A 25,371-nucleotide genomic window follows, 5' to 3' on the forward strand; every position below is an offset into this window, starting at 1 on the left:
TTCATCTTGCGATGGGGACTCGAACAACCGGCTACGGTTGTTCGAGTCCCCTTTAATTTATTTAATAGTAATCAATGTTGATAAAAACTGCTCTTGAGGTAATGCGCCTTTATATGCTTGACCAAGACCGACATCACAGCTGAACACGGCAAGGCCAGCAAGATGCCGACGAAGCCGAACAGCTGGCCGAAAGCCATCAGGGCAAAAATCACTACCAGCGGGTGCAGGCCGATGCGTTCGCCGACCAGGCGCGGGGTCAGGATGAAACTCTCCAGCACCTGGCCGATACCGTAGACGATGGCGACGGCGATCAAACCATGCAAGCCGTCGAATTGCAGCATCGCCGCAATCAGCGCCAGCACCAGCCCGAGACCGAAGCCGACGTAGGGAATAAATACCAGCAAGCCGGTAATAATACCAACCGGCAACGCTACGTCAAAACCGGCAATCGCCAGCCCGGTCGAATAATAAATCGCCAGAACCAACATTACCAGCAATTGACCGCGCAAATATTGCGCCAGCAGGCTATCCACCTCTTGGGTCATGTCGGCGGTCTTGCCCTGCCAACGGCGCGGCACCAGCTTGCCGACGCGGTCGACGATCGAATGCCAGTCCTGCAACAAATAAAACAACACCACAGGAACCAGCAGGATAGTAGCCAACCAGCCCAGGACTGCCGTGCCGCCAACCTTGACCGAGGCCAGCACCGAAGCCCAGATTTCATCGCCGCTGGTGGAAAGTTGTTTGGTCAGCATCTCTTTGATGCCGGTGCCATCCAACCGCACATTGATGCCGAAGTCCTGCAAATGCGGGCCGATCAGGCCGTCCAGCTTGGTCAGGAAGGTCGGAATCTGGTTTTGCAATAAAGGCAATTCCTTGCGCAGCACCGGAATCACGATCAGGATCACCGCCAGGATCGCGAACACCAGCAGCAGTATCACGATCAGCACCGCCAGCGCCCGCGGGAAGGGAAACTTGCCGATGCGCCGGCGCGACAGCCAGTCCACGCCCGGGTTGAGGGCATAGGCCAGGATCGCGGAGGCGATGAAAGGGGTCAGGATCGGCCCCAGAGCAACCATCAACGCCACTAGCAGAAGACCGATTCCCAGCCACAATGCGGTTTGTTTTTGTTCGTCAGTAAAAGAAAATGGCATGGAATCGAGAGTTTGGTGGATCGGTTTGATAAAATACCGCTTTTACCGCGCATTTGGCCGTATTTATCTGATGCGTGGCCGAATTCCTCTATTTTACCGCCTCTGCCGCCAATCACATCATGACTTCCTCTTCAAACGTTTCGAACGTGCCCCTCTCTTACCGTGACGCCGGTGTCGACATCGACGCTGGCGACGCCTTGGTCGAGGCCATCAAGCCCTTCGCAAAACGCACCATGCGTGAAGGCGTGATGGGCGGCATCGGCGGTTTCGGCGCCTTGTTCGAGATCAGCAAGAAGTTCAAGGAACCGGTGCTGGTGTCCGGCACCGACGGCGTCGGCACCAAGCTGAAGCTGGCTTTCCTCCTGAAGCGCCACGATACGGTCGGCATCGACCTGGTGGCGATGAGCGTCAACGATATCCTGGTGCAAGGCGCCGAGCCGCTGTTTTTTCTCGATTATTTCGCTTGCGGCAAACTGGATGTGCCGAGCGCCACCGATGTCATCAAGGGTATCGCCAAGGGTTGCGAACTGGCCGGCTGCGCACTGATCGGCGGCGAAACCGCTGAAATGCCGAGCATGTATCCGGATGGCGAATACGACCTGGCCGGCTTCGCTGTCGGTGCGGTGGAAAAATCCAAGCTGATTGACGGCACCAAGATTACCCCGGGCGATGTAGTGCTGGGCCTGGCTTCCTCCGGCGCGCATTCCAATGGCTACTCGCTGGTGCGCAAGATCGTCGATGTCGCCCAGCCTGACCTGGATGCCGATTTCCATGGCCGCAAGCTGGCCGACGTGCTGATGGAACCGACCCGCATCTACGTCAAGCCGCTGCTGGCGCTGATGGAATCGATGGAAGTCAAAGGCATGGTGCACATCACCGGCGGCGGCCTGGTGGAAAATATCCCGCGCGTGCTGCAAGATCATCTGACGGCCGAACTGCGCAGCGACTCCTGGACCATGCCGCCGCTGTTCACCTGGCTGCAGCAGCACGGCCAGGTGGCCGATGCCGAGATGCACCGTGTGTTCAACTGCGGTATCGGCATGACAGTGATCGTGGCCAAGGAAAATGCCGCTGCAGCAGTAGCGCAATTGACCGCTGCCGGCGAGACCGTCAACATCATCGGTGAAATCCGCGCCCGCGCCGAAGGCGAAGCGCAAACCATCGTGATCTAAGCAATCATCTGGATCTGTCATAAAAAAACGGCCTGCATCTGCAGGCCGTTTTTTGTTAACCATACCAATCATTCCCGATCGGTTTAATCGGTTTAATCCTCATAACGCTTCAAGCTGGTTTCCATGCCATTCGTCAGCTCCGACATGCAGCTGACGGTGACGCCCAGATCCCGCAGCAAACCATCCTGCAATCCATACACCCAGCTATGGATGGTCAGCGGCTGGCCCCGTTCCCAGGCGTCCTGGACGATCGTGGTGCGGCAGATGTTGGCCACCTGCTCCATCGAATTGAGCTCGCAAAGGCGGTCATGACGCAGTTTTTCCGGCAAGGCTTCACCCAGATAACGCTCGTGTTTCTGCTGCACATCTTCAACATGGCGCAACCAGTTATCCGCCAGGCCGACACGGCGCTTGGTCAGCGCTGCATGGACGCCGGAACAACCATAGTGGCCGACCACAAAGACGTGCTTGACCTTCAGCACGTCGACCGCAAATTGCAGCACCGATAAGCAGTTCAGATCGCTATGCGCCACCACGTTGGCTATATTCCGGTGCACGAACAGCTCACCCGGCAACAAGCCCAGCAATTCATTCGCCGGAACCCTGCTGTCGGAACACCCGATCCAGAAATATTCAGGCGTCTGTTGCGACGCCAGAGTTTTGAAAAACTCCGGATCGCGGGCGGTGATGGCCGCCGCCCACTCACGGTTTCTCTGGAAAAGATCTTCTCGGGTCAGGGATTGCTTGTTGTTTGCTGTCATCGTTTTCTATTCAATAAAGTTCCATCTGCTTGGTATTTAAGCAATACCTGCACGACATCCTGGACCTTATTTTATAGAAAACCGGCTTTCTTCATCAACTTTTATCCAATAGTGGGTATGCGTGCAGACAGGTTCTATGCCGGCTGACCCAGCAGCAGGGGCTTCAGCCTGCTGTCGGCCGGCTTCTCGCCGAGCCAGATTTTCAGCAGCGCATTATAGAAAACCTGATCCGGCAAAGTCTCCGAAACCGGCTTGCCATTGAAATGGATTTGCGTGCCGACGCCGGGAATCCAGTCGGTGGTCAGCACATCGCCCTTTTTCAACTCCGGAATCGAGGCAAATAATTCGCCGAATTTCAGAAGCTGATTGATGATCTTGCCTTTGTCGCCCTTATCGACATTGTTCTGGATACCTGCCATGAAAGCGCGGCTGAAATCCTCGCTGCTGACATCGCGCAGCATGACCAGCTCGATGCGACGCGGCCCCGGCGCGGCCAGCACATCGGGTACGGTGGTCTTTTTCTCTGTCAGGTAAAGGGCTGCCGTATAGACTTTGAAAATGACTTTATAGCGTATCCCGGCGCCATTCAGCTTCAAGTCCTGGTTAGCGACCTTGGCGGTTTCCTCGATCTTGACGCCGGCCAGGTCAAGCGCAAATGCACTGTGCGCCAGCAGCAGTCCGGACAGCACGCAGGCGCAAGCCGTTGCACGCTTTAATTGAGCAACTATCTTCATGTCTCCTCCTATGGTTTGTATATGGAGTTTGTATTGATCGAAAATAAAAGAACGATCGTTTTATTATTACCCTATACAGGATAGAGAGCCGCGCAAGATTATGCAATAAAGAATTTGTTAATGATGGCAGTACATGCCTGCTCGGCCAGTCAGCGGACCAGCCATAAAAAAACGCCAGCTTTGGGGCTGGCGTTTTTCAGGGGTCAAGAGTCAGAAAGGTAAACTAAGCCAACTCGGGTTTACTCAAAAAACTCTTTGACCTTGTCTTTCCACGACTTGCTTTGCGGGCTGTGCTTGGCGCCGCCTTCGCTGGTCAGTTGTTCGAACTCTTGCAGCAATTCCTTCTGGCGGTCGCTCAGCTTGACTGGCGTTTCCACCACGACGTGGCAGAACAGGTCGCCGGCATAGCCCGAGCGTACGCCCTTGATACCCTTGCTGCGCAGGCGGAAAGTCTTGCCTGACTGGGTGCCGTCGGGAATCGTGAAGGAGGCCTTGCCGTTCAAGGTGGGCACTTCGATCTCGCCGCCCAAGGCTGCTTTGGCAAACGAGATCGGCATTTCGCAATGCAGGTCGTCGCCTTCGCGCTGGAACACGGCGTGCGGCTTGATATGGATTTCCACGTACAAGTCGCCGGTCGGGCCGCCGTTCATGCCTGGCTCGCCGTTGCCGGAAGAGCGAATGCGCATGCCGTCGTCGATGCCGGACGGGATCTTTACTTCCAGCGTCTTGTTGCGCTTGATGCGGCCGGCGCCGGCGCAAGACGGGCAAGGCTCGGGAATGATCTTGCCGCTGCCGTGGCATTTCGGGCAGGTTTGCTGGATGCTGAAAAAGCCTTGCTGCATGCGTACCTGGCCATGACCGCCACAGGTCGGGCAAGTAATCGGCTCGGTACCCGGCTTGGCGCCGCTGCCATGGCAAGGTTCGCACTCGTCCCAGGATGGCACCCGGATGGTAGTGTCGAAGCCGTGCGCGGCTTGTTCCAGCGTGATTTCCAGGTTATAGCGCAAATCGGCGCCGCGATACACTTGCGGACCACCGCCACGGCCGCCGCGGCCACCACCGCCGCCGCCGCCGCCGAAAATATCGCCGAAGATGTCGCCGAACGCATCGGCAAAGCCGCCTGCGCCGCCACCACCGCCGCCACCCATGTTGGGATCGACGCCGGCGTGGCCGTAACGGTCATAGGCATCGCGCTTTTGCGGGTCGGACAGCATCTCGTAGGCTTCTTTCGCCTCCTTGAACTTGTCTTCCGCGCCTTTGCTGTCCGGATTGCGGTCCGGATGATGCTTCATTGCGAGCTTGCGATACGCCTTCTTGATGTCATCATCAGTAGCGTTTTTCGCAACACCCAGTATTTCGTAAAAATCACGCTTCGCCATCTTTTTGCACCCTGTTGTTTAAGCGAAAACGCCGAACAGAGCATCCTAAGGATGGCATCTGCCCGGCGCGTCTTCGCGATGGCTTGTCAATTTACACTGGCAGGCCATCGCTGACGAAGACCTTACTTGTCTTTCACTTCCTTGAAATCGGCGTCAACGACGTCGTCTTCCTTCGGCTTCGCTTCTGCACCTGCAGCACCCGCGCCGGCTTCAGCACCGCCGGCGGCAGCTTGCTGCGCCTGCATGTCGGCATACATCTTTTCACCGAGCTTTTGCGCCGCAGTAGTCAAGGCTGCTGTCTTGTTGTCGATGGCAGCCTTGTCGCTGCCCTTCAACGCTTCTTCCAGCTCCTTGATCGCCGCTTCAATGCTTGCCTTCTCGGCGGCTTCCAGCTTGTCGCCGTATTCAACCAGCGATTTCTTGGTCGAATGGACCAACGCATCGCCTTGATTGCGCGCTTCGGCAGCTTCTTTCAAGAGCTTGTCGCCCTCGGCATTCGCCTCAGCATCACGCACCATCTTCTGGATCTCTTCTTCGGTCAAGCCGGAGTTGGCCTTGATGGTGATCTTGTTTTCCTTGCCGGTTGCCTTGTCTTTGGCGCCGACGTGCAGAATACCGTTGGCGTCGATGTCGAAGGTCACTTCGATCTGCGGCGTGCCGCGCGATGCCGGCGGGATGCCTTCCAGGTTGAATTCGCCCAGGCCCTTGTTACCGGCAGCTATTTCGCGCTCACCCTGGAACACCTTGATGGTGACCGCAGGCTGGTTGTCGTCGGCTGTCGAGAACACCTGGCTGAACTTGGTCGGGATGGTGGTGTTCTTTTGAATCATCTTGGTCATCACGCCGCCCATGGTTTCGATACCCAGGGACAAAGGCGTCACGTCCAGCAGCAGCAAGTCTTTACGGTCGCCCGACAAGACCGAACCCTGGATCGCTGCGCCAACTGCCACGGCTTCATCCGGATTCACGTCCTTGCGTGGGTCCTTGCCAAAGAATTCCTTCACTTTTTCCTGCACCTTAGGCATACGGGTCATGCCGCCGACCAGGATGATGTCGTCGATGTCGGAAACCTTGACGCCGGCGTCCTTGATCGCGATGCGGCAAGGCTCGATAGTCTTGGCGATCAACTCTTCCACCAGCGATTCCAGCTTGGCGCGGGTCATCTTCAGGTTCAGATGGATCGGTGCACCGTTCGCCATGGCGATGTATGGTTCGTTGATTTCAGTCTGTTGCGAGGACGACAGTTCGATCTTGGCGCGTTCTGCCGAAGCCTTGATACGTTGCAGCGCAATCGCATCTTTCTTCAGGTCGATGCCGTTGATCTTCTTGAACTCGTCCAGGATGTAATCGATGATGCGCTGGTCGAAGTCTTCGCCGCCTAGGAATGTATCGCCGTTGGTGGACAGCACTTCGAATTGCTTTTCGCCGTCTACATCGGCGATTTCGATGATGGAAACGTCGAAAGTACCGCCGCCCAAGTCATACACAGCAATCTTGCGATCGCCTTTTTCTGCCTTGTCCAGGCCGAAAGCCAACGCAGCCGCAGTCGGCTCGTTGATGATGCGCTTGACGTCCAGACCGGCAATACGGCCGGCGTCCTTGGTCGCCTGGCGTTGTGCGTCGTTGAAGTAAGCCGGCACCGTGATCACGGCTTCGGTGACTTCTTCGCCGAGGTAGTCTTCGGCAGTCTTCTTCATCTTGCGCAGCACTTCTGCGGAGATTTGCGGCGGCGCCAGTTTCTGGTCGCGCACGCCAACCCATGCATCGCCGTTGTCGGCCTTGATGATCTGGTAAGGCATCAGCGCGATGTCTTTTTGCACTTCTTTTTCGTCGAACTTGCGGCCGATCAGACGCTTGGTGGCATACAGCGTGTTGGTCGGATTGGTCACAGCCTGGCGCTTGGCAGGCGCGCCAACCAGGATTTCGCCGTCTTCTTGATAAGCGATGATGGATGGCGTAGTGCGTGCGCCTTCCGAGTTTTCAATCACTTTTGGCTGACCGTTTTCAATCACTGAAACGCAAGAATTGGTGGTACCCAAGTCAATGCCGATAATTTTACCCATGGTGTATGTCCTTTACTGAATATCTGATGAATGTTTTGATGGTCTGAATATAGGGAGGGAAAGTGCGCTTTCAAGCGCAAATTCTCTCACTCGCGGCTTTTTTTCTATTTTCCTTGTGCCACGACAACCAGCGCAGGCCGCAGCAGGCGGTCGGCAATGGTGTAGCCCTTTTGCAATACAGTTACCACGGTGTTGGCGTCCTGCTCGGCAGGCACGGTCGAAATCGCCTGGTGCTTCATCGGATCCAGCTTGTCGCCAACCGCAGGCGAGATTTCCAGTAAACGATTTCTTTCGAAAGCGGACGACAGCTGTTTCAGCGTCATTTCCACGCCTTCCTTGAGCGATTCCAGCGAAGGGGTTTCGATTTTCAGTGCCATTTCAAGGTTGTCCTTGACCGGCACCAACGCTTCGGCAAAACCTTCGATCGCAAATTTGTGCGCACGCGCAATATCTTCCTGGGCACGGCGGCGGATGTTTTCCGATTCGGCTTTAGCGCGCAGGAAAGCATCTTGCATTTCCGCGATCTTGGCTTGGGCTTCCGACAGCTGTACTTCCAGCGCCGACTCAGGAATTACCGTTACATCTTCGGCAACAGAGTTTTTTTCTGTCTGTGCCTGCTCGTTCTGATTTTCCATGTGTTCCATTCAAAAATCTCCAACAATCAATAACTTACTAACCTGTAGCAGTCCAAATGAGGCTATGCCCTTACTTTTTCAAGGGTTAAAAAAACCTCTTCCGGCGGATAAAAAGCGGCGCGCCCGTTAAATACGGATTCTGGCAACAATTTGAAACAAAATTTACCAGAAGCGGGTTTGCTGCAACGCCACATCGGAGCTATCCTGAAAGCGTGGTAGAAGCAAGAACGAGCTCTTCGGGAGAGTTCATGCCCCACTAACAAAAAGGGGAATATCGTGAAACTGTCGTTAATTTCCGCATTTCTGGTGATCTACACTTTGCTCGCCGCTGGCATGATCAGCTATTCGCAATTGGTGGCGCTGTACTAGATTCTGCATTCTGCACCAGGCTTGCCGGTGCTTGCAAAATAAGCAATTTCTTGTTTTTCATCCCTGCATTCGGGCGCTTATTATAGTTGCGCCTTGCCCCAGCGGCGCATTTGCAGCTGAAATTTCTGCAGCCGGCAAACCCGCTTATTGGCTCGCGCCCAGGCTCAGCGCTTGTTTTCTTGACACTTCTGCCTGCTGCTTCAACTCTTCCCGCTCCCCCTCCGCCAGATGCGTCGGCCAGCCGATCAGTTGCTCCTCGACCATGGTCGCTATGGCCGAAATCCAGCTTGGCGCCTGGTTCAGGCAGGCGATGAAGTGAAATTCCTTGCCGCCTGCGCGCAGGAAATCCTGCTTGGCTTCGATCGCGATCTCTTCCAAGGTCTCCAGGCAATCGCTGGTGAAGCCCGGGCACATGACGTCGACCCGGCCAACGCCCTGTTTCGCCAGTTTCTGCAAAGTCGGCGCGGTATATGGCTGCAGCCATTCGGCCTTGCCGAAGCGCGACTGGAAGGTCAGTTGATATTGCTCAGACCCCAGGCCCAGCTGTTGCGCAAGCAAACGCGCAGTCTTCTGGCATTCGCAATGATAAGGATCGCCCAGCAACAAAGTGCGCTTCGGCACGCCGTGAAAACTCATGATCAGCTTGTCCGGCGTACCATGCATCGCCCAATACGCCAATACCGATTCTTTCAGAGCCTGGATGTAGGCTTCATGATCGTGGTAATGCTTGATGAAGCGCAGTTCCGGCACGTTGCGCACTTGCGCATAGTGGGCGAATACGGCGTCATAGATCGATGCCGTGGTGGTCGCCGAATACTGCGGATAAGCCGGTAGCACCAGGACCCGGTCGCAACCGTCGGCTTTTAGCTGCTCCAGCACTTCGCCTATCGCCGGGCTGCCATAACGCATGGCATAGTCCACTTTCACCTGATGCCCGCGCTGGCCCAGATAGCCGCGCAACAGAGTGGCCTGTTTGCTAGTGTGAACTTTCAGCGGCGAGCCGTCGTTGGTCCAGATCGAGGCGTATTTATGGGCTGACTTGCTCGAACGGAAAGGCAGGATCACGCAATGCAGGATCAGCCACCAGATCGCGCGCGGGATTTCCACCACGCGCGGATCGGACAGGAATTGCTTCAGGTAGCGCCGCACCGCCTTGGTGGTAGGCGCATCCGGCGTGCCCAGGTTGACCAGCAACACGGCGGTCTTGCTGGTCTTGCCATGGGCGAACGTTGGTTCTTTCAGAAATGCCATGCGCAGATATCCGGAAAAAAAGCGGGTTAAAGTGCCAGCAACTCGCGCGCATGCTTGCGCGTGGTGGCGGTGATCTCCAGGCCGCCCAGCATGCGGGCGATTTCTTCGATCCGGTTCTTGGCATCGAGGCCGTCGATCGCCGAGACCGTCTTGTTGCCCTGGCTTTGCTTGCTGACCTGGAAATGCTGGTTGGCTTGGCTGGCGACTTGCGGCAAATGGGTGACGCACAACACCTGGCGATCCTGGCCCAGGCGCTTCAGCAAGCGCCCAACGACTTCAGCAACGCCGCCGCCGATGCCGCTGTCGACTTCATCGAAAATCAGGGTCGGAGTGGCGGTCGAGCTAGAAGTAATCACTGAAATCGCCAGCGCGATACGCGCCAGTTCGCCGCCGGAGGCCACTTTGGCCAGCGGCCGCGGCGCGACGCCGGCATGGCCGGCGACCAGAAATTCGACTTGCTCGACGCCATAGCTGGCCGGCTCGCAAGGATTCAGCGCGACTGCGAAACGGCCGCCGCTCATGCTCAGATCCTGCATGGCGGCGGTTACTGCCGTGCCCAGCGCCTGCGCCGCTTTGGTGCGCGCCTTCGACATTTTTTGCGCCAGCGTCAGATAGCCTGCTTTCAACTTTTCTTCTTGCGCGCGCATGGCGTCGAGGTCGCTGGCGTCCGCCAGCTGGCGCAATTGCACCGACAGCGTCTCCAATTCCTGCGGCAGCTCATCCGGCGCCAGGCGGAACTTGCGGCCGGCCGTATGGATCGCTTCCATCCGGTCTTCCACCTGATGCAGGCGCGCCGGATCGAGCTCGACCCGGCTCAGGTAATCGTTCAAGGCATACACCGCTTCCTGCAACTGGATGCGGGCCGGCTCCAGCGCTTCCAGCACCGGCTTGAGGCTGCTGTCGACATCCACCAGCTTGCCGATTTTCTGGTTCAGCGCCGACAGCTGCGACAACATCGGCGGCGTGTCGTCGGCATCGTTTTCGGAAATCACGTTGAGCGCTTCCTGCGCGCCCTCGATCAGGCTGGCGGCATGCGACAGGCGGCTGTGTTCATTGGTGATCTCATCCCACTCGCCCGGCTTGACCGCCAGCTTTTCCAGCTCGCCTACCTGCCACTCCAGCCGCTCTCGCTCTAACAAGACATTCTTGGCGTTGGTTTCAAATTCTTCGCGCTGGCGCGCCAGCGAGCGCCAGCTTTTGAAGGCGGCGGCCAGCGTCAGCAGATCGTCCGGCAAACCGGCTTGCCCATCCAGCAAGAGCCGTTGCGCGTCGTTCTTCAGCAAGGATTGATGGGCGTGCTGGCCGTGGATGTCGACCAGCATTTCACCCAACTCGCGCAATTGCCCGGCAGTCGCGGCAACGCCATTGATGAAGGCTTTCGAACGGCCGGCATTGTCAATCACGCGGCGCATCAGGATCACGCCGTCTTCGTTGTCGAATTCATTACTCTGCAGCCAGTTGGCGACTTCTGCATCGGCAGCGCCGGCCATGACAAATTCTGCCGTTACGTCGGCTTTGGCCGCGCCTTCGCGCACCACGCTGGCGTCGCCCCGGCCGCCCAGCGCCAGCGCCAAAGCATCGATCAGGATCGATTTTCCGGCGCCGGTTTCGCCGGTGAATACGGTAAAGCCAGCGGCGAACTCAAGCTCGATGGCATCGACAATGACAAAATCGCGAATGGAAAGTGTGCGCAGCATGGGAGTCTGGGAATGGCTCAAAAATGGATGTCGAATAGTGCAGACCGGCTTCCGGCAACGGTAGCCAGGTCGCAAGGAAAATACAGCAACAGCTTACATGACCAGTATCTTACTTCAGCTGCCCGTCGCGCGACGGATACTCGTTCCAATGCAGCTTTTGGCGCAAGGTGTCGTAGTAGCTCCAGCCGGCCGGATGCAGAAAGGTGATGGTATGCTCGGAACGCCGGATCAGGATGCGGTCGCCGTGCTGCAGGCTGGCCAGCGACTGCATGTCGAAATTGACGCTGAGATCGCGGCCGTTGACGATTTCGATCACGATTTCACTGCTGTCAGGAATCACGATCGGCCGGTTCGACAGCGCATGCGGCGCAATCGGCACCAGCACGATGCCGCCCAGCGAAGGATGCAGCAGCGGGCCGCCGGCAGACAAGGCATAGGCGGTGGACCCGGTCGGCGTCGCCACGATCAGGCCGTCGGAGCGCTGGTTGTACATGAAGCGGCCATCGACCTCGACCATCAGCTCGGCCATGCCGGAGCCGGCGCCGCGCGCCACCACCACATCGTTGAACGCCAGCGCGCTGAAGATTTCCTGGCCGTCGCGCACCACCGAGCCCTGCAGCAGGCTGCGCCGTTCCGAATCGACCTTCCCGTCCAGCATTTCACCCAGCACCGGCAGCATGCGTTCCAATGAAATATCGGTAATAAACCCCAGCCGGCCCTGGTTGATGCCGATCAGGGGCACGTCATAGGGCGCCAGCTGGCGCGCTATGCCCAGCATGGTGCCGTCGCCGCCGACGATAATCGCGGCGTCGGCCTGGCGCCCTATCTGCTCCGGCGTCATGGCGGCGATCGGTAGTGCGACATTCTGCGCGGTCTCGGTTTCCAGCACCACGTGATGGCCCCTGCCTTGCAGGAAATCGGCGATTTCCGTCAACGATTCGGAAATGCCGGCGGCAAAATATTTGCCGACGATCGCGATGGTTTTCGGCATGGAATCCGGCAAATGCGCTGGCGCACCCGCTTGAGAAGGTGAAGATGGTATTTTTTTAGGCCACATGCTGGCGATTAGACCATAATTTAGGCTTGCAATGAAGGATACGCACAAGGCTCTGATGAATAATTCAACACGCTCCCCCGACTCGCTACCCGTCCAGCCAAGGAGCATCAAAGCGGTCCTGTTCGATCTCGACGATACGCTGTGGCCTATCGTGCCGGTGATCGCACGCGCCGAACAAGTAGTGTTTGAATGGCTGCAAGCAAACGCCGGCGCGGTCAGCCGCCAATTCACGATTGACAGCCTGCGCCAGCGGCGGCTGGAACTGGTCGCCACCAACCCGGTTTTCAAGTTCGATCTGTGGCAGTTGCGCCATGCTGCGCTGACCGAAGCGCTCAAGCAGGTTGGCGAAGATCCGGCCAAGGCGGATGCGGCGATGGCGGTGTTTTCCGAAGCGCGCCACGCCGTGACGCCGTTCGACGATGTGCGGCCGGCATTGACCAGCTTGCAACAGCGGCTGCCACTGGGAACCGTATCGAACGGCTTTGCCGATCTCGGCAAAATCGGGCTGGCCAATCACTTCCAGGCTTCGATCGCCGCCCATAGCTTCGGCAGCGCCAAACCCGATCCGGCAATTTTTCATGCCGCCTGCGCCGCCCTCAAGGTGGCGCCGCACGAAGCCCTGTATGTCGGCGACGATCCCTTGCTGGACGTGGTCGGCGCCCAGCAGGCCGGCTTACAGGCGGTCTGGCTCAACCGTTTCGGCCGCACGCTGCCGGTGGAGGTCCGGCCGCAAGCCAGTTGCACCAGCTTGCATGAACTCGAAGCCTGGCTGGAACAAACTGCAGTTCGCTGAAAAAACAGTGTATAAGTGCTTCATAAGCCTTTGCCAAGTAAGCGTTGCGTTTTGCACTTGGCGCGGCGCTCGCTAAAATAGACCTATATGCAACTAGATAATCGTGCTCAAACCCTGCTCAAAGCCCTGGTCGAACGGTATATCGCCGACGGCCAGCCGGTCGGCTCGCGGGCCTTGTCCAAGATCTCCGGGCTGGAACTGTCGCCGGCGACCATCCGCAACATCATGGCGGACCTGGAAGAGATGGGCTTCGTCGCCAGTCCCCATACCTCCGCCGGCCGGGTGCCGACGCCGCGCGGCTATCGTATGTTTGTCGATACCCTGCTGACGGTCGAGCCGATCGACGAATCCGCGCTGGAATCGAAGATGCAGGCGCGCCTGCAGCCCAATTCACAGCAGAAAATCATCGCCAATGCGGCGCAGGTGTTGTCATCTTTATCGCATTTCGCCGGCGTGGTGCTGAGCCCGCGGCGCGAATCGATCTTCCAGCAGATCGAATTCCTGCGGCTTTCCGAGAAACGCATCCTGCTGGTGATCGTCAGCCCCAACGGCGATGTCCAGAACCGGCTGCTGCTGACCGACGTCGACTACAGCCCGGCCAAGCTGGTGCAGGCGGCCAACTACATCAACCAGCATTACGGCGGCCTCAGCCTGGACGACGTCCGGCTGCGCCTGCAGAGCGAGCTGCGCAAGCTGCGCGACGACATGACCTGGCTGATGCAGGCAGCGGTGGAAGCCGGTAGCGACGCCATGAACGACAATAGCGACGAAGTGGTGATTTCGGGCGAACGCAACCTGCTCAGCGTGACCGACCTGTCGTCCAATATGGATTCCTTGCGCAAGTTGTTCGACATGTTCGAGCAGAAAACCGGGCTGATGCAGTTGCTGGACATTTCCGGCAAGGCGACCGGCGTGCAGATCTTTATCGGCGGCGAATCGCAGCTGGTGCCGATGGACGAGATGAGTGTGGTGACTGCGCCGTATGAAGTCAACGGCAAGATCGTCGGCACGCTGGGAGTGATCGGGCCGACCCGGATGGCCTACGAACGTGTGATTCCGATCGTGAATATCACCGCAAAATTGTTGTCGAATGCGCTAAGCCAGAACTAAGGCCTGTTGACAAGGCACATTCCCGACATGCACCAGGACGACGGATTGATCGAATACATACGCGAACTGCTCGCGCCGCTCGGCGCGACAAGCGCGCGCAAGATGTTCGGCGGCCATGGCGTCTATCACGATGGCTTGATGATCTGCATCGTTATTGATGGCGCTCTTTTTCTCAAGACCGACGAAGAAACCCGGCCTCAATTCAAGGCCGCCGGCTGCGCGCCTTTCATCTACGAAAGTAAAGGGAAGCGTGTCGAAATGAGTTACTGGTCGACGCCTGAAGAGGCAATGGATTCGGCCGCTGCGATGACGCCGTGGGCCCGGCTTGCTTACGCTGCGGCGGTACGCAAGGCCAACGCCAAGCCTGTGCGTAAGCCGCGCACGGTGAAAAAATAGGCGCTTAGCCTTTCTTCTTCTTGCAATCGCGGCAATGCCCATACAACGCCAAGGCGTGATCGGCAATTTCAAAGCCATGTTCCTTGGCGACGATTTTCTGGCGCTTTTCGATTTCTTCGTCGTAAAACTCTTCAACCAGGCCGCAATCCAGGCAGACCAGATGGTCGTGATGCGAGCCTTCGTTGAGCTCGAACACGGCTTTGCCGGTTTCAAAGTGGTTGCGTTGCAACAGGCCCGCTTGCTCGAATTGCGTCAGCACGCGGTATACAGTTGCCAGACCGACATCAAGATTCTCGCTCAGCAAGATCTTGTAGACGTCTTCGGCGCTCAGGTGGCGCACCTCGCTATTCTGGAAGATTTCCAGGATTTTAAGGCGTGGCAATGTGGCTTTAAGGCCGCTGGCTTTTAGTTCGGATGGATTGTTCGGCATGTTTTGGTCACAAATGGATGATCTGCTTTATCATATAGCGTTTTAGCACAGTTGCTCAATCAATTGAGATCCTTATGCGAATGTTGCTCTCCCCTGTACGTACCTCCGCTTTGACCGCTGCAGTTGTCATCATGGCCGCTTTGGCCGGCTGCGCTTCAAAAACACCGTTGCCCGACAATTCGGCCACTGCGCCTGCCGGCAATGCCGACGCCACAGTCGTCACCGACACCAGCGGCGTCCAAACCGTCAAGCATCGCCGCTTCCTGGGCATTTTCTCTCCGTATCGTATCGATATACAACAGGGAAATTTTGTCTCCAAGGAAATGCTGGCGCAGGTTAAAGAAGGCATGACGCGCGAACAAGTGCGTTTTGCACTCGGCACGCCGCTGATCACCGACCTGTTCCACGACAATCGCTGGGACTATGTGTTCCGCCTGCAAAAGGGCAACGGCGAAATCACTACCAGCCGGGTCAGCGCATTCTTCAACGGCAACCTGCTGGCGCGTATCGATGGCGGCAACCTGCCTACCGAAAACGAATATCTGGACCAGATTTCCGGCGGCGCTGCGGAAGCCAAGAAGAGCGTCAAGAATGTCGAGATTGCACCGTCGGTGCCTAGCGCACCTGCGCCAGCCAAAAACTAACAGCCACTTTTTGGGCGGGAGCCATTCGGATGCCGTGCTGCGGCCTGTCGCTCTTGCCCCAATTGATGAAGCCCCTTTGTTCAGATCGCCGAATTAAACATGACTCAGATGAAAATAGCCGTTGCAGGCGCCTCGGGACGCATGGGCCGTATGCTGGTCGAAGCAATTCAAAACGCCGATGACGCGGTCCTGGTCGGCGCCTTGGGCATACCCGGTGCGCGGGAGCTGGGCAGCGACGCCGCCGCCTTTCTCGGCAAACCAGCCAATGTCCTGATCGAAGCCGATCTCGCCAAAGGCCTGGCGAATGCCGACTACCTGATCGATTTCACGCGCCCTGAAGGCACCCTGAAGCATCTGGAATACTGTGCCGCGCATGGCATCAAGATGATTATCGGCACCACCGGCTTCGATGAAGCCGGCAAGGCGGCGATCGCTGAAGCGGCCAAGAAAACCGCCATCATGTTCGCTCCCAACATGAGCGTCGGCGTCAACGTCACCATGAAGCTGCTGGAGCTGGCCGCCAAGAGTTTTTCCCACGGCTACGACATCGAAATCATCGAAACGCATCATCGGCACAAGGTCGACGCGCCGTCCGGCACCGCGCTGAAGATGGGCGAAGTGATCGCTGAAGCACAAGGGCGCAAGCTGGAAGATGTCGCCGTTTATGCGCGCGAAGGCATCACCGGCGAACGCGATCCGTCGTCGATCGGCTTTTCTGCGATTCGCGGCGGCGATATCGTCGGCGATCATACCGTGCTGTTTGCCGGCATCGGCGAGCGCATAGAAATCACCCACAAATCTTCCAGCCGCGTCACCTACGTGCATGGCAGCCTGCGCGCCGCTCGCTTCCTGAGCGACAAAAACAACGGCTTGTACGATATGCAAGACGTGCTGGGCTTACGCTGATTTTCTCTCCTGAGCTGGCTGCGACTGCGGTCTTGGCCAACTTAGTGCCCGTCAGGGAATAAGTTGCTGTAACAAGGTTGTGACGCCCCGCACCGGCGTCACATCGATTTACCTTCTCGGATCGACGCCATGGATCAATCTCTCGGACTAGCCCGCTACTGGGCGCAAACTGACGCCATTTCCCATTCGGTGGCCTATGTGCTGGTGCTGATGTCGATTGTCAGCTGGTTTTATATCCTGTCGAAAACCTGGAGCTCATGGCGTATCCGCCGCAGCGCCAAAGCGCTGGAAGACTTCTGGCAGGCGCCGACGCTGGAAGTGGCGATTGCCGGCATCAAGCCTTTCGATTCCGAAAACGTCTATTCACCCCTGGCCAGCCAGGCAGCCGATGCGGCGGCAATCAAGCCGCCGGCTCCCGGCACGCCGGCAGCATCCCTGAATGCAGCGTCCGATCCGGGCGAACTGATTACCCGCACCTTGCGCCGCGAAATCAATCGCGTTTCGTCGCGCCTGGAAAGCGGCCTGACCTTGCTGGCGTCGGTAGGCTCGACCGCACCGTTCGTCGGCCTTTTCGGTACGGTCTGGGGTATTTATCATGCGCTGGAAGCGGTGTCTTCCAGCGGCACCATCCAGATCGACAAAGTGGCCGGCCCGGTCGGCGAAGCCTTGATCATGACGGCGCTCGGGCTGGTGGTGGCGATTCCTTCGGTGCTGGCGTATAACGCGTTTACCCGCGTCAACCGGATTACACTGGCGGAACTCGACGCGTTTGCGCATGACTTGCATGCGTACCTGACCACCGGTAGCCGGGTCGGCAAGTAACGGATTGTATCGATCATCTCCAAGAACAATCACTTTCACTGATCAGAGAGAAAATCATGGCTTTTGGCGGCTTCAACGACAATCAGAACCAGGCGCCGATGGCGGATATCAATATCACGCCGATGGTCGACGTCATGCTGGTGCTGCTGGTGATTTTCATCATCACCGCACCGCTATTCACTCACGCCATCAAGGTCGACCTGCCTAGCGCGCAATCGGCGCCTGCGCCGGAGAAGCCTGAGACCGTCTCGCTCTCCATCGACCGCAGCGGCAAGATATTCTGGAACAACGATGCAGTGACGGAAAACGAGCTGGCAGACCGTATCGTCGCCGCCGCGCAAAGCAAGCCGCAACCGGAATTGCAACTGCGCGCCGACAAGGATACCCGCTATGAAATCCTGGCGCAGGTGATGGCGCTGGCGCAAAACAACGGCCTGGCCAAGATCGGCTTTGTCACCGTGCCGGCCAAAACCGACGCCAAGTAGCATTCGCCAGTATTACATGTCGACATTTGGCCGCCTGGCCATGTCGGCTCCTGCCTTCCCCCTGTGATGTTATCTGGCGCGAGCTGCTTGCCGCAGCGCGCCCGGCATTCCGGCATGTCGTCCTGACATCGCCACTTACCCCCTGGAAATCTAATAATTTTCATTGAATAGCGCAGCTTGCCGCTTTTACATGTAACATTCTATTTTCATTTGTATCGTTATATATCAAAAAAATACAATAATAAATGATGGCAATAAATAGTTTCAATTTAACAATAATTGTTGTGTCACTTCACGCCCCCTTTTGATCGCCCGAACCTTATGACACTGTCCTCTTACCATCACCTGCTAGGGTCGGCATTCAATGGGCACCCGGGCTTCATCGGCCTGCCATTCCTGCTGGCGTTGGCAATCGCTGAATGGGGTGTATATCTGGTGCCGACCAGCTTGCTAGCCTTGTGGATCAGCGGCAGCAGAGAGACCCGGATTACGTCTCTCAAGGCGGTGGTGACCATGGCTGGAGCCGTATTGGCCAGTAAGATCGTGCCGCTGCTGTGGGCCGCCGCGCTGCCAATGACGGAAGATCGTTATGCCGTCCTCACCCAAAGCGAACATTGCCTGACGCCAAGCGTCACGATCGCAATCATCCTGGCTACCGGCTTGACCTTATGGACCGCACGCACCATCAAGATCAAATGGGTCGGCATTTTACTGGTCGCGCTGTCGCTTGCTGTCAGCTGGGCCAAGATCTTTCTCGGCATGCACTACCCACTGGATATCTTCGGCGCCGGACTGGTTTCGCTGGCGATGATGCTGGCCATGAACTCCAGATACGGCAAAATAGTCAGTCACAGTGCGATCAGATTCATCAACGGCCGCCTGCAAAACCTGGCGCTGCTGTCGGAAATCTCGCGCCTGGTCTCGACATTGCCTGCCCCGATCAAATCCGGTCGCCGCCACGACAGGCCACGCATCACCTTGTATACCTGCCTGCGCCATTCGCCGCGCGGCATGTCGTACTACGCCAAGCAGCTGAAACTCAGCATCCGCACGCTGGTTCACTACCAGCAGACCCAGCGCTGGCTGGCCTACTGGAACGCGACCCCGATGCACGCCAAGCTAGCGCAAGCTACGCCGCGGCTGTTGCAAAAAATCTACCGTCCCTATCAGTCGCTCCGCCTGCGCAGCCAGGATCGGATGAACCTGCTGGTCAGCCATTACGATTTTATTTTCCGGCAAGGCCTTGCTTCCCTGACTCTGCAAGCGGCGCAATCGCCGCACGTGCTGGGCAGTTTCAATGGCAAATCCGGCGCCGTCTACGAAATCCGGCTGTCGGCGATCGCCACCCTGGACCGTGAAGGTGAGCTGGCGCTAGACCTGTACAGCGACGAGCGGCGCTTGTTCTCGGTTGCTTTCACGTTTAACGGCAGCGAAGGGAGTCCAGGCATCGGCATTGGCTGCCTGCAGGGACCACGCGGCACAGATGCCCAGGAACGGGTGCGCCACGCTACACGCGACATGTTTGGCATGCGGCCCAAGAGCCTGATAGTGCGCCTGGTGAGAGAAATCGGCCGGGCCTATGGTTGCAAACAACTGATTCTGGTGGGAAACCAAAATCGCGTCCTGTTCCATCAAATACGCATAGGTCAGGTGTTAGCCGATTATGATGATTTTTGGCAAGAAATAGGCGCCGTCCGCCGTCCGGATGGCGAATACCAGCTCTCCTGCGAAGACATTCCGGCGCCCGACCTGCTGGCGATCCCGTCCAGCAAGCGCTCGGAGGCCCGCAAGAGGATTGACCTGACCGAACGCGCGGTGCAGGCTGCATTGAACGGCTTTTCCGGCGGATTCAAGCAAGCCTGAAACGCGCTCGGCAACAGCTCCGGCGGGCTCCGATTTTACCGCCCGTCAGCGCGCGTCGCGTGACTCCACGCGTCCTATACGCTACAGCGGCATCCGAACCAGTATAATCATCGGTTCGGAGTCAATGGCGCTGTGTTTCGCAAATGATGAAACACAGCACCGGCTCAGCAAGTTCCCATTCCGATTCGCATCATGAACGATCAAGACCGCCCCGCTCGTCCCGGCCTGCATTACCGCCGACAGCATGGCGCTTGCGACGTTTGCGTCGTTTGTGATGTGCGCGGAATAACATTCACCTTTTTAGCCTCATCCCGTCATGCAAGAAAAATATAACTCGACCGACGTTGAAAAATCCGCACAAGATTATTGGCAATCCATAGACGCCTACAAGGCCGTCGAATACGCCAAGGACAAGAACGGCCAGGACAAAAAGAAGTTCTACGCCTGCTCGATGCTGCCCTACCCTTCGGGCAAGCTGCACATGGGCCATGTGCGCAACTACACCATCAATGACGTGATGTACCGCTACCTGCGCATGAACGGCTACAACGTGCTGATGCCGATGGGCTGGGATGCGTTCGGCATGCCGGCGGAAAATGCGGCGATGGCGAATGGCGTACCGCCGGCGCAATGGACTTACGCCAATATCGCACACATGAAAAAGCAGTTGCAGGCGATGGGCCTGGCGATTGACTGGTCGCGCGAAATGACGGCTTGCACGCCGGAATACTACAAGTGGAACCAGTGGATGTTCCTGAAGATGCTGGAGCAAGGCATCATCTACAAAAAGACCGGCACCGTGAACTGGGATCCGATCGACAAGACCGTACTGGCCAACGAGCAGGTGGTTGACGGTCGCGGCTGGCGCTCTGGCGCGCTGATCGAAAAGCGTGAAATCCCGATGTACTACGCCAAGATCACCGATTACGCCGAAGAATTGCTGGAGCACGTCGAGACCAAATTGCCGGGCTGGCCGGAACGCGTGCGCCTGATGCAGGCCAACTGGATCGGCAAGTCGAGCGGCGTCAGATTCGCTTTCCCGCACAAGATCGCGGAAGACGGCAAGCTGATCCAGGACGGCAAGCTGTGGGTATTCACCACCCGCGCCGACACCATCAAGGGCGTGACTTTCTGTGCGGTGGCGCCGGAACATGCGCTGGCGACCTTCGCCGCCAAGACCAATCCGGAACTGGCCGAGTTCATCGCCGAATGCAAACTGGGCAGCGTGATCGAAGCCGACATGGCGACCATGGAAAAGAAAGGCATACCGACCGGATTGTACGTGTCGCATCCTTTGACCGGCCAGCAAATCGAAGTATGGGTCGGCAACTACGTCTTGATCACCTACGGCGACGGCGCGGTGATGGGCGTGCCGGCGCACGACGAGCGCGATTTTGCGTTTGCACAGAAATACGTATTGCCAATTCGTCCGGTGATCGCGGTGCCAGGCAAAACCTACTCTGAGGAAAGCTGGCACGAATGGTATGGCGACAAGGAAAACGGCGTCTGCGTCGATTCCGGCAAGTATGACGGCCTTCACTACCAAGAGGCGGTTGATGCGGTTGCCGCCGACCTTGCCGCGCACGGCCTGGGTGAAAAGAAAATCACCTATCGCCTGCGCGACTGGGGTATCTCGCGCCAACGCTACTGGGGCACGCCGATCCCGATCATTCATTGCGGCGATTGCGGCGATGTGCCGGTGCCGGAAAAAGATTTGCCGGTGATCTTGCCGGAAGACTGCGTGCCGGACGGCAGTGGCAACCCGCTCAACAAGCATGAAAAATTTCTGCACGTAGACTGCCCGAAATGCGGCAAGCCGGCGCGCCGTGAAACCGACACCATGGATACCTTCGTCGATTCATCCTGGTACTACATGCGCTATTGCTCACCGAAGAGCAACGACGCCATGGTCGATTCGCGCAATGATTACTGGATGCCGATGGACCAGTACATCGGCGGCATCGAGCACGCCGTGCTGCACTTGCTGTACGCGCGCTTCTGGACCAAGGTCATGCGCGACTTCGGCCTGATCAAGTTCGACGAGCCGTTCACCAACCTGCTGACGCAAGGCATGGTGCTCAATGAAACCTATTTCCGCGAAGAGGCCAGCGGCAAGAAGACCTGGCACAATCCGGAAGATGTCGACCTGACCTTTGACGACAAGGGCCGGCCGCTGTCGGCCATCCTGAAGTCGGATGGCGCGCCGGTAGAAATCGGTGGTACTGAAAAGATGTCGAAGTCGAAAAACAACGGCATCGATCCGCAAGCCCAGATCGACCAGTACGGCGCCGACACCGCGCGCCTGTTCACCATGTTTGCCTCGCCGCCGGAACAAACCCTGGAATGGTCGGGCACCGGCGTCGAAGGCGCCAACCGTTTCCTGCGCCGGGTCTGGGCCTTCAGTTATGCGCGTGCGGGTAGCATCGTGCCAAGCCTGGAATCCAGTTTCTCCGACTTGAACGATGCGCAAAAAACCTTGCGCCGCGAAGTCCACAAGATCCTGCAGCAAGCCGACCATGACTTGAAACGCATCCAGTACAACACGGTGGTCTCGGCATGCATGAAAATGCTGAATACTTTGGAAGCAGCAAAGCTCGACCAGTCGCCGGCCAGCAATGCGGTCCTGACCGAAGGCTTGTCGATTTTCCTGCGCGTGCTGAATCCGGTTGCGCCGCACATCACCCACACCTTGTGGCAGGAACTCGGCTTTGCCGCGGTACATGGCGATCTGCTCGACGCCAGCTGGCCGGAGGTGGACGCCAAGGCCCTGGAACAAAGCGAGATCGAAATGATGATCCAGGTGAACGGCAAACTGCGCGGCAGCATCACCGTCGCCAAGGACGCCGACAAAGCCAGCATCGAAGCGGCGGCCCTGGCCAATGAGAATGTGCAGAAATATCTCGAAGGCGCGCCGAAGAAAATCATCGTGGTGCCTGGAAAGCTGGTCAATATCGTCGCCTAGGCGATTGCCGGTCTCGCGGCCGGATCAGAATATCCGGCCCTGAATCTTGAAACAAGGAATACCCGAATGTCGAATAGTATGTCTCTCAGAATGCCTACGGATTCCCGCAACTGGCTGCGCTGGCCTTTGATGCTGGCCATGAGCGCGCTGCTGTGCGCCTGCGGCTTTCATCTGCGCGGCTCGGCCAACTTGCCGTTCTCCTCGCTGTATATGACTTTTGCGCCGACCTCGCCTTTGGGAATCGAGCTGAAGCGTAATATCGTCGCCAGCGGCAACACCAAAGTGCTGCCAAGCGCGGAAGGCGCCGAAGTCACGCTGGCAGTACTCAGCGAGACCCGCGAGAAAGTCATCCTGACACTCAACAGTTCGGGCCGTCCAAGCGAGTACATGTTGTACTACCGCCTGACTTTCCACGTTATCGACGCCCAAAAGAAAGAATTGCTGGCGCCGACGCTGATCACGCTGAAACGCGACATCAGCTATAACTCGTCGCAGGAATTGTCCAAGGATGCGGAAGAAGTGCTGCTGTACCGCGACATGCAAACCGACATGGTGCAACAGATCCTGCGCCGATTGGCTGCAATCAAAACGGTCCAGACCGCGCCACAGGAGCCAGTGACGATGCCGGCTGCGGGTGCTGCCACCACCCCGGTTACAGCGCCAGCCGACGTTCCAGTCAAATAACCGGTTCAATGGTAAAGGTAAGCAATGCAATTGCGGTTTGATGCGCTAGACGGCCATTTGGGGAAGACCCTGGCCCCTTTGTATGTGATCACCAGCGACGAGCATCTGCTGGCGCTGGAGGCATCCGACAAGATCCGCAAAAGCGCGCGCAGTAATGGTTGCACCGAGCGCGACGTGCTGGTGGTCGACCGCAGTTTCAAGTGGGGCGAGCTGCTGGCGGCCAACCAGTCGCAATCGCTGTTTGGCGATAAAAAGCTGATCGAATTGCGGATTCCGGGCGGCAAGCCGGGCAAAGACGGCGGCCAGGCCTTGCAAAACTATACGGCGACGCTGAATCCGGATAACGTCACCATTATCAGTTTGCCCAAACTGGACTGGGCGACGCAAAAGGCAGCCTGGGTCGCCAGCTTGCAACAGGCCGCCGTATATATCGATATCCCGCTGGTGGAGCGGGCGCACTTGCCGAACTGGATCGGGGTTCGCCTGGCGGCACAGCAGCAGAGCGCGGACCGGCAATCGTTGGATTTCATCGCCGACCGGGTCGAGGGCAACCTGCTCGCGGCGCACCAGGAAATCCAAAAACTGGCCTTGCTGCATCCGCCCGGTAAACTGAGTTTTGAACAGTGTCACGATGCGGTCCTTAATGTCGCGCGCTATGATGTATTCAAGCTCAATGAAGCGATGCTGGTGGGTGATACCGCGCGTCTGGCGCGCATGATGGATGGCTTGAAAGGCGAAGGCGAAGCCCTGCCGCTGGTGCTGTGGGCGGTTTCCGAAGAGATCCGCACTTTGCTGAAACTGAAATCCGCTGCTGCCCAGGGACGCCCGATTCCGGCGCTGCTGAAGGAATACCGCATATGGGGACCGCGAGAGAGATTGATGGAACCGGCGCTGCGGCGCTTGAGCCTGGCGACGCTGGAAGCGGCGTTGAAAGATGCCGCGCAGGTCGACAAGATGGTCAAGGGCTTGCGCGCCAAAGCCTTCGCCGGCGATCCCTGGGACGCATTGCTGCAACTGGCCCTGAAAGTTGCCCAAAATAGTTGAACCAGATGCGCGAGTTGCAAAAACATCAAGAAATAAATCAAAAAGCAAATCAGGAAAAATCGGGATAGACAAGAACTTATGAGCATCCAATCAAGTATTCAACCGACTATTCAACAATACATGACCGCAGTCGGCCAGCGCGCCCGTGCCGCATCGCGCGCCATGGCGCGCGCCGACACTGCCGTGAAAAACCGCGCGCTGACCTTGATTGCCGCCGCTATCCGGCGCGATGCGGATCTGCTGCGCGCCGCTAATCAAACCGATTTGGCGGCCGCGCGCGCCAACGGCCTGGCGCCGGCCATGCTGGACCGCCTTACCTTGTCGGACCAGGCGATCGCCACCATGATCGCAGGGCTTGAACAGATCGTTTCCCTGCCTGATCCGATCGGCGAAATCTCGAACATGAAATACCGTCCGACCGGCATCCAGGTCGGCCAGATGCGGGTGCCGCTGGGCGTCATCGGCATCATCTACGAAGCCCGCCCGAACGTCACGGTGGACGCCGCCGGCCTCTGCATCAAGAGCGGCAACGCTACGATTTTGCGCGGCGGCTCGGAAGCCCATCATTGCAACCAGGCACTGGCGAAACTGGTGCAGGAAGGCTTGGCCGGCGCCGGTTTGCCGCAAGATGCGGTGCAAGTGGTTGACACCACCGACCGCGCCGCCGTCGGCGCCCTGATCACCATGCCGCAGTATGTCGACGTTATCGTGCCGCGCGGCGGCAAGGGCCTGATCGCGCGCCTGATCGAAGAAGCCACGGTGCCGATGATCAAGCACCTCGACGGCATCTGCCACGTCTATATCGACGACCAGGCGGACCTGGAAAAGGCCGTAAATATCGCCTTCAACGCCAAGTGCCATCGTTACGGAACTTGCAACACCATGGAAACCTTGCTGGTGGCGCGCGCCATTGCGCCGCAAGTACTGCCGCAACTGGCCTTGCTGTATCAGGGCAAGCAA

The 25,371-nt window shown here is 57.8% G+C and carries 23 protein-coding genes; 13 read left to right on the plus strand and 10 right to left on the minus strand.

The genetic code is table 11. The features are described 5' to 3' along the window. Positions 1–71 precede the first annotated feature (71 nt). The gene (locus ABI171_RS14630; protein WP_348093277.1) at positions 72–1,154 is read right to left on the minus strand and encodes an AI-2E family transporter; all 1,083 of its coding nucleotides are present in this window, start codon (positions 1,152–1,154) and stop codon (positions 72–74) included. 119 nt (positions 1,155–1,273) lie between these two features. Between ABI171_RS14630 and purM the strand changes: the two genes are divergently transcribed. Further along, a complete protein-coding gene (gene purM / locus ABI171_RS14635; RefSeq protein ID WP_348093278.1) occupies positions 1,274–2,326 on the plus strand; it encodes a phosphoribosylformylglycinamidine cyclo-ligase in 1,053 nt (350 codons plus the stop codon). Between the two features lie 92 nt (positions 2,327–2,418). On the opposite strand, the gene can is transcribed toward purM, so the two are convergent. From can to ABI171_RS14675, 8 genes are all read right to left on the minus strand, one after another. Further along, positions 2,419–3,087, minus strand: a complete 669-nt coding sequence (gene can / locus ABI171_RS14640) for a carbonate dehydratase (protein WP_348093279.1) — start codon at positions 3,085–3,087, stop codon at positions 2,419–2,421. 134 nt (positions 3,088–3,221) lie between these two features. Next, the gene (locus ABI171_RS14645; RefSeq protein ID WP_348093280.1) at positions 3,222–3,821 is read right to left on the minus strand and encodes a chalcone isomerase family protein; all 600 of its coding nucleotides are present in this window, start codon (positions 3,819–3,821) and stop codon (positions 3,222–3,224) included. A 239-nt stretch (positions 3,822–4,060) separates the two neighbouring features. Next, positions 4,061–5,200 carry a molecular chaperone DnaJ gene (dnaJ, locus tag ABI171_RS14650; protein ID WP_348093281.1) on the minus strand — a complete coding sequence of 380 codons (1,140 nt, stop codon included), beginning with the start codon at positions 5,198–5,200 and terminating at the stop codon, positions 4,061–4,063. 122 nt (positions 5,201–5,322) lie between these two features. Then, entirely contained in the window at positions 5,323–7,263 is a 1,941-nt protein-coding gene (dnaK, locus tag ABI171_RS14655; RefSeq protein WP_348093282.1) for a molecular chaperone DnaK, read from the minus strand. 104 nt (positions 7,264–7,367) lie between these two features. Next, on the minus strand, positions 7,368–7,907 hold the full coding sequence (gene grpE / locus ABI171_RS14660; protein ID WP_348093283.1) for a nucleotide exchange factor GrpE: 540 nt from the start codon (positions 7,905–7,907) through the stop codon (positions 7,368–7,370). A 504-nt stretch (positions 7,908–8,411) separates the two neighbouring features. Then, a complete protein-coding gene (gene hemH / locus ABI171_RS14665) occupies positions 8,412–9,518 on the minus strand; it encodes a ferrochelatase (protein ID WP_348093284.1) in 1,107 nt (368 codons plus the stop codon). 26 nt (positions 9,519–9,544) lie between these two features. Further along, entirely contained in the window at positions 9,545–11,215 is a 1,671-nt protein-coding gene (recN, locus tag ABI171_RS14670; protein ID WP_348093285.1) for a DNA repair protein RecN, read from the minus strand. 109 nt (positions 11,216–11,324) lie between these two features. Next, positions 11,325–12,206: an NAD kinase gene (locus tag ABI171_RS14675; protein WP_348093286.1), complete on the minus strand. Its 882-nt coding sequence runs from the start codon at positions 12,204–12,206 to the stop codon at positions 11,325–11,327. Positions 12,207–12,327: 121 nt separating this feature from the next. Here ABI171_RS14675 and ABI171_RS14680 point away from each other — a divergent pair, with 121 nt between their 5' ends. From ABI171_RS14680 to ABI171_RS14690, 3 genes are all read left to right on the plus strand, one after another. After that, a complete protein-coding gene (locus ABI171_RS14680; protein WP_348093287.1) occupies positions 12,328–13,065 on the plus strand; it encodes an HAD family hydrolase in 738 nt (245 codons plus the stop codon). A gap of 87 nt (positions 13,066–13,152) precedes the next feature. Continuing rightward, complete coding sequence (gene hrcA, locus ABI171_RS14685; protein WP_348093288.1) at positions 13,153–14,175, plus strand: heat-inducible transcriptional repressor HrcA; 1,023 nt, start codon at positions 13,153–13,155, stop codon at positions 14,173–14,175. A gap of 27 nt (positions 14,176–14,202) precedes the next feature. Beyond that, positions 14,203–14,571, plus strand: coding sequence for a TfoX/Sxy family protein (locus ABI171_RS14690; protein WP_348093289.1), 369 nt, complete (start codon positions 14,203–14,205; stop codon positions 14,569–14,571). Between the two features lie 4 nt (positions 14,572–14,575). On the opposite strand, the gene fur is transcribed toward ABI171_RS14690, so the two are convergent. Next, entirely contained in the window at positions 14,576–15,001 is a 426-nt protein-coding gene (gene fur / locus ABI171_RS14695) for a ferric iron uptake transcriptional regulator (protein WP_348093290.1), read from the minus strand. 131 nt (positions 15,002–15,132) lie between these two features. Here fur and ABI171_RS14700 point away from each other — a divergent pair, with 131 nt between their 5' ends. From ABI171_RS14700 to ABI171_RS14740, 9 genes are all read left to right on the plus strand, one after another. Further along, on the plus strand, positions 15,133–15,645 hold the full coding sequence (locus tag ABI171_RS14700) for an outer membrane protein assembly factor BamE (protein WP_348093291.1): 513 nt from the start codon (positions 15,133–15,135) through the stop codon (positions 15,643–15,645). Between the two features lie 99 nt (positions 15,646–15,744). Next, positions 15,745–16,551 (plus strand): 4-hydroxy-tetrahydrodipicolinate reductase, encoded by an 807-nt coding sequence (dapB, locus tag ABI171_RS14705; protein ID WP_348093292.1) that lies wholly within the window; start codon positions 15,745–15,747, stop codon positions 16,549–16,551. 129 nt (positions 16,552–16,680) lie between these two features. Beyond that, positions 16,681–17,373 (plus strand): MotA/TolQ/ExbB proton channel family protein, encoded by a 693-nt coding sequence (locus ABI171_RS14710; RefSeq protein ID WP_348093293.1) that lies wholly within the window; start codon positions 16,681–16,683, stop codon positions 17,371–17,373. 56 nt (positions 17,374–17,429) lie between these two features. Then, the gene (locus tag ABI171_RS14715) at positions 17,430–17,858 is read left to right on the plus strand and encodes a biopolymer transporter ExbD (RefSeq protein ID WP_348093294.1); all 429 of its coding nucleotides are present in this window, start codon (positions 17,430–17,432) and stop codon (positions 17,856–17,858) included. Positions 17,859–18,179: 321 nt separating this feature from the next. Next, complete coding sequence (locus tag ABI171_RS14720) at positions 18,180–19,721, plus strand: DUF535 family protein (protein ID WP_348093295.1); 1,542 nt, start codon at positions 18,180–18,182, stop codon at positions 19,719–19,721. Positions 19,722–20,037: 316 nt separating this feature from the next. Next, positions 20,038–22,683: a leucine--tRNA ligase gene (gene leuS / locus ABI171_RS14725; protein ID WP_348093296.1), complete on the plus strand. Its 2,646-nt coding sequence runs from the start codon at positions 20,038–20,040 to the stop codon at positions 22,681–22,683. 90 nt (positions 22,684–22,773) lie between these two features. Next, complete coding sequence (gene lptE / locus ABI171_RS14730; RefSeq protein ID WP_348093297.1) at positions 22,774–23,367, plus strand: LPS assembly lipoprotein LptE; 594 nt, start codon at positions 22,774–22,776, stop codon at positions 23,365–23,367. A 24-nt stretch (positions 23,368–23,391) separates the two neighbouring features. Then, entirely contained in the window at positions 23,392–24,411 is a 1,020-nt protein-coding gene (holA, locus tag ABI171_RS14735; RefSeq protein ID WP_348093298.1) for a DNA polymerase III subunit delta, read from the plus strand. Positions 24,412–24,489: 78 nt separating this feature from the next. Further along, the coding region (locus ABI171_RS14740; RefSeq protein ID WP_348093299.1) for a glutamate-5-semialdehyde dehydrogenase at positions 24,490–25,371 on the plus strand (882 nt) is incomplete at its 3' end.

The organism is Collimonas sp., from assembly GCF_039923675.1.
Lineage (GTDB): Bacteria > Pseudomonadota > Gammaproteobacteria > Burkholderiales > Burkholderiaceae_D > Collimonas.

Bases quoted from the DNA above. Each gene is read 5' to 3' on its own strand.
- ABI171_RS14715 (WP_348093294.1), top strand. From the start codon at position 17,430: ATGGCTTTTGGCGGCTTCAACGACAATCAGAACCAGGCGCCGATGGCG.
- ABI171_RS14690 (WP_348093289.1), top strand. From the start codon at position 14,203: ATGCACCAGGACGACGGATTGATCGAATACATACGCGAACTGCTCGCG.
- ABI171_RS14700 (WP_348093291.1), top strand. From the start codon at position 15,133: ATGGCCGCTTTGGCCGGCTGCGCTTCAAAAACACCGTTGCCCGACAAT.
- fur (WP_348093290.1), bottom strand. From the start codon at position 15,001: ATGCCGAACAATCCATCCGAACTAAAAGCCAGCGGCCTTAAAGCCACA.
- holA (WP_348093298.1), top strand. From the start codon at position 23,392: ATGCAATTGCGGTTTGATGCGCTAGACGGCCATTTGGGGAAGACCCTG.
- dnaJ (WP_348093281.1), bottom strand. From the start codon at position 5,200: ATGGCGAAGCGTGATTTTTACGAAATACTGGGTGTTGCGAAAAACGCT.
- ABI171_RS14720 (WP_348093295.1), top strand. From the start codon at position 18,180: ATGACACTGTCCTCTTACCATCACCTGCTAGGGTCGGCATTCAATGGG.
- hemH (WP_348093284.1), bottom strand. From the start codon at position 9,518: ATGGCATTTCTGAAAGAACCAACGTTCGCCCATGGCAAGACCAGCAAG.
- hrcA (WP_348093288.1), top strand. From the start codon at position 13,153: ATGCAACTAGATAATCGTGCTCAAACCCTGCTCAAAGCCCTGGTCGAA.
- ABI171_RS14645 (WP_348093280.1), bottom strand. From the start codon at position 3,821: ATGAAGATAGTTGCTCAATTAAAGCGTGCAACGGCTTGCGCCTGCGTG.
- leuS (WP_348093296.1), top strand. From the start codon at position 20,038: ATGCAAGAAAAATATAACTCGACCGACGTTGAAAAATCCGCACAAGAT.
- recN (WP_348093285.1), bottom strand. From the start codon at position 11,215: ATGCTGCGCACACTTTCCATTCGCGATTTTGTCATTGTCGATGCCATC.
- dnaK (WP_348093282.1), bottom strand. From the start codon at position 7,263: ATGGGTAAAATTATCGGCATTGACTTGGGTACCACCAATTCTTGCGTT.
- lptE (WP_348093297.1), top strand. From the start codon at position 22,774: ATGCCTACGGATTCCCGCAACTGGCTGCGCTGGCCTTTGATGCTGGCC.
- can (WP_348093279.1), bottom strand. From the start codon at position 3,087: ATGACAGCAAACAACAAGCAATCCCTGACCCGAGAAGATCTTTTCCAG.
- ABI171_RS14710 (WP_348093293.1), top strand. From the start codon at position 16,681: ATGGATCAATCTCTCGGACTAGCCCGCTACTGGGCGCAAACTGACGCC.
- purM (WP_348093278.1), top strand. From the start codon at position 1,274: ATGACTTCCTCTTCAAACGTTTCGAACGTGCCCCTCTCTTACCGTGAC.
- dapB (WP_348093292.1), top strand. From the start codon at position 15,745: ATGACTCAGATGAAAATAGCCGTTGCAGGCGCCTCGGGACGCATGGGC.
- ABI171_RS14630 (WP_348093277.1), bottom strand. From the start codon at position 1,154: ATGCCATTTTCTTTTACTGACGAACAAAAACAAACCGCATTGTGGCTG.
- grpE (WP_348093283.1), bottom strand. From the start codon at position 7,907: ATGGAACACATGGAAAATCAGAACGAGCAGGCACAGACAGAAAAAAAC.
- ABI171_RS14680 (WP_348093287.1), top strand. From the start codon at position 12,328: ATGAATAATTCAACACGCTCCCCCGACTCGCTACCCGTCCAGCCAAGG.
- ABI171_RS14675 (WP_348093286.1), bottom strand. From the start codon at position 12,206: ATGCCGAAAACCATCGCGATCGTCGGCAAATATTTTGCCGCCGGCATT.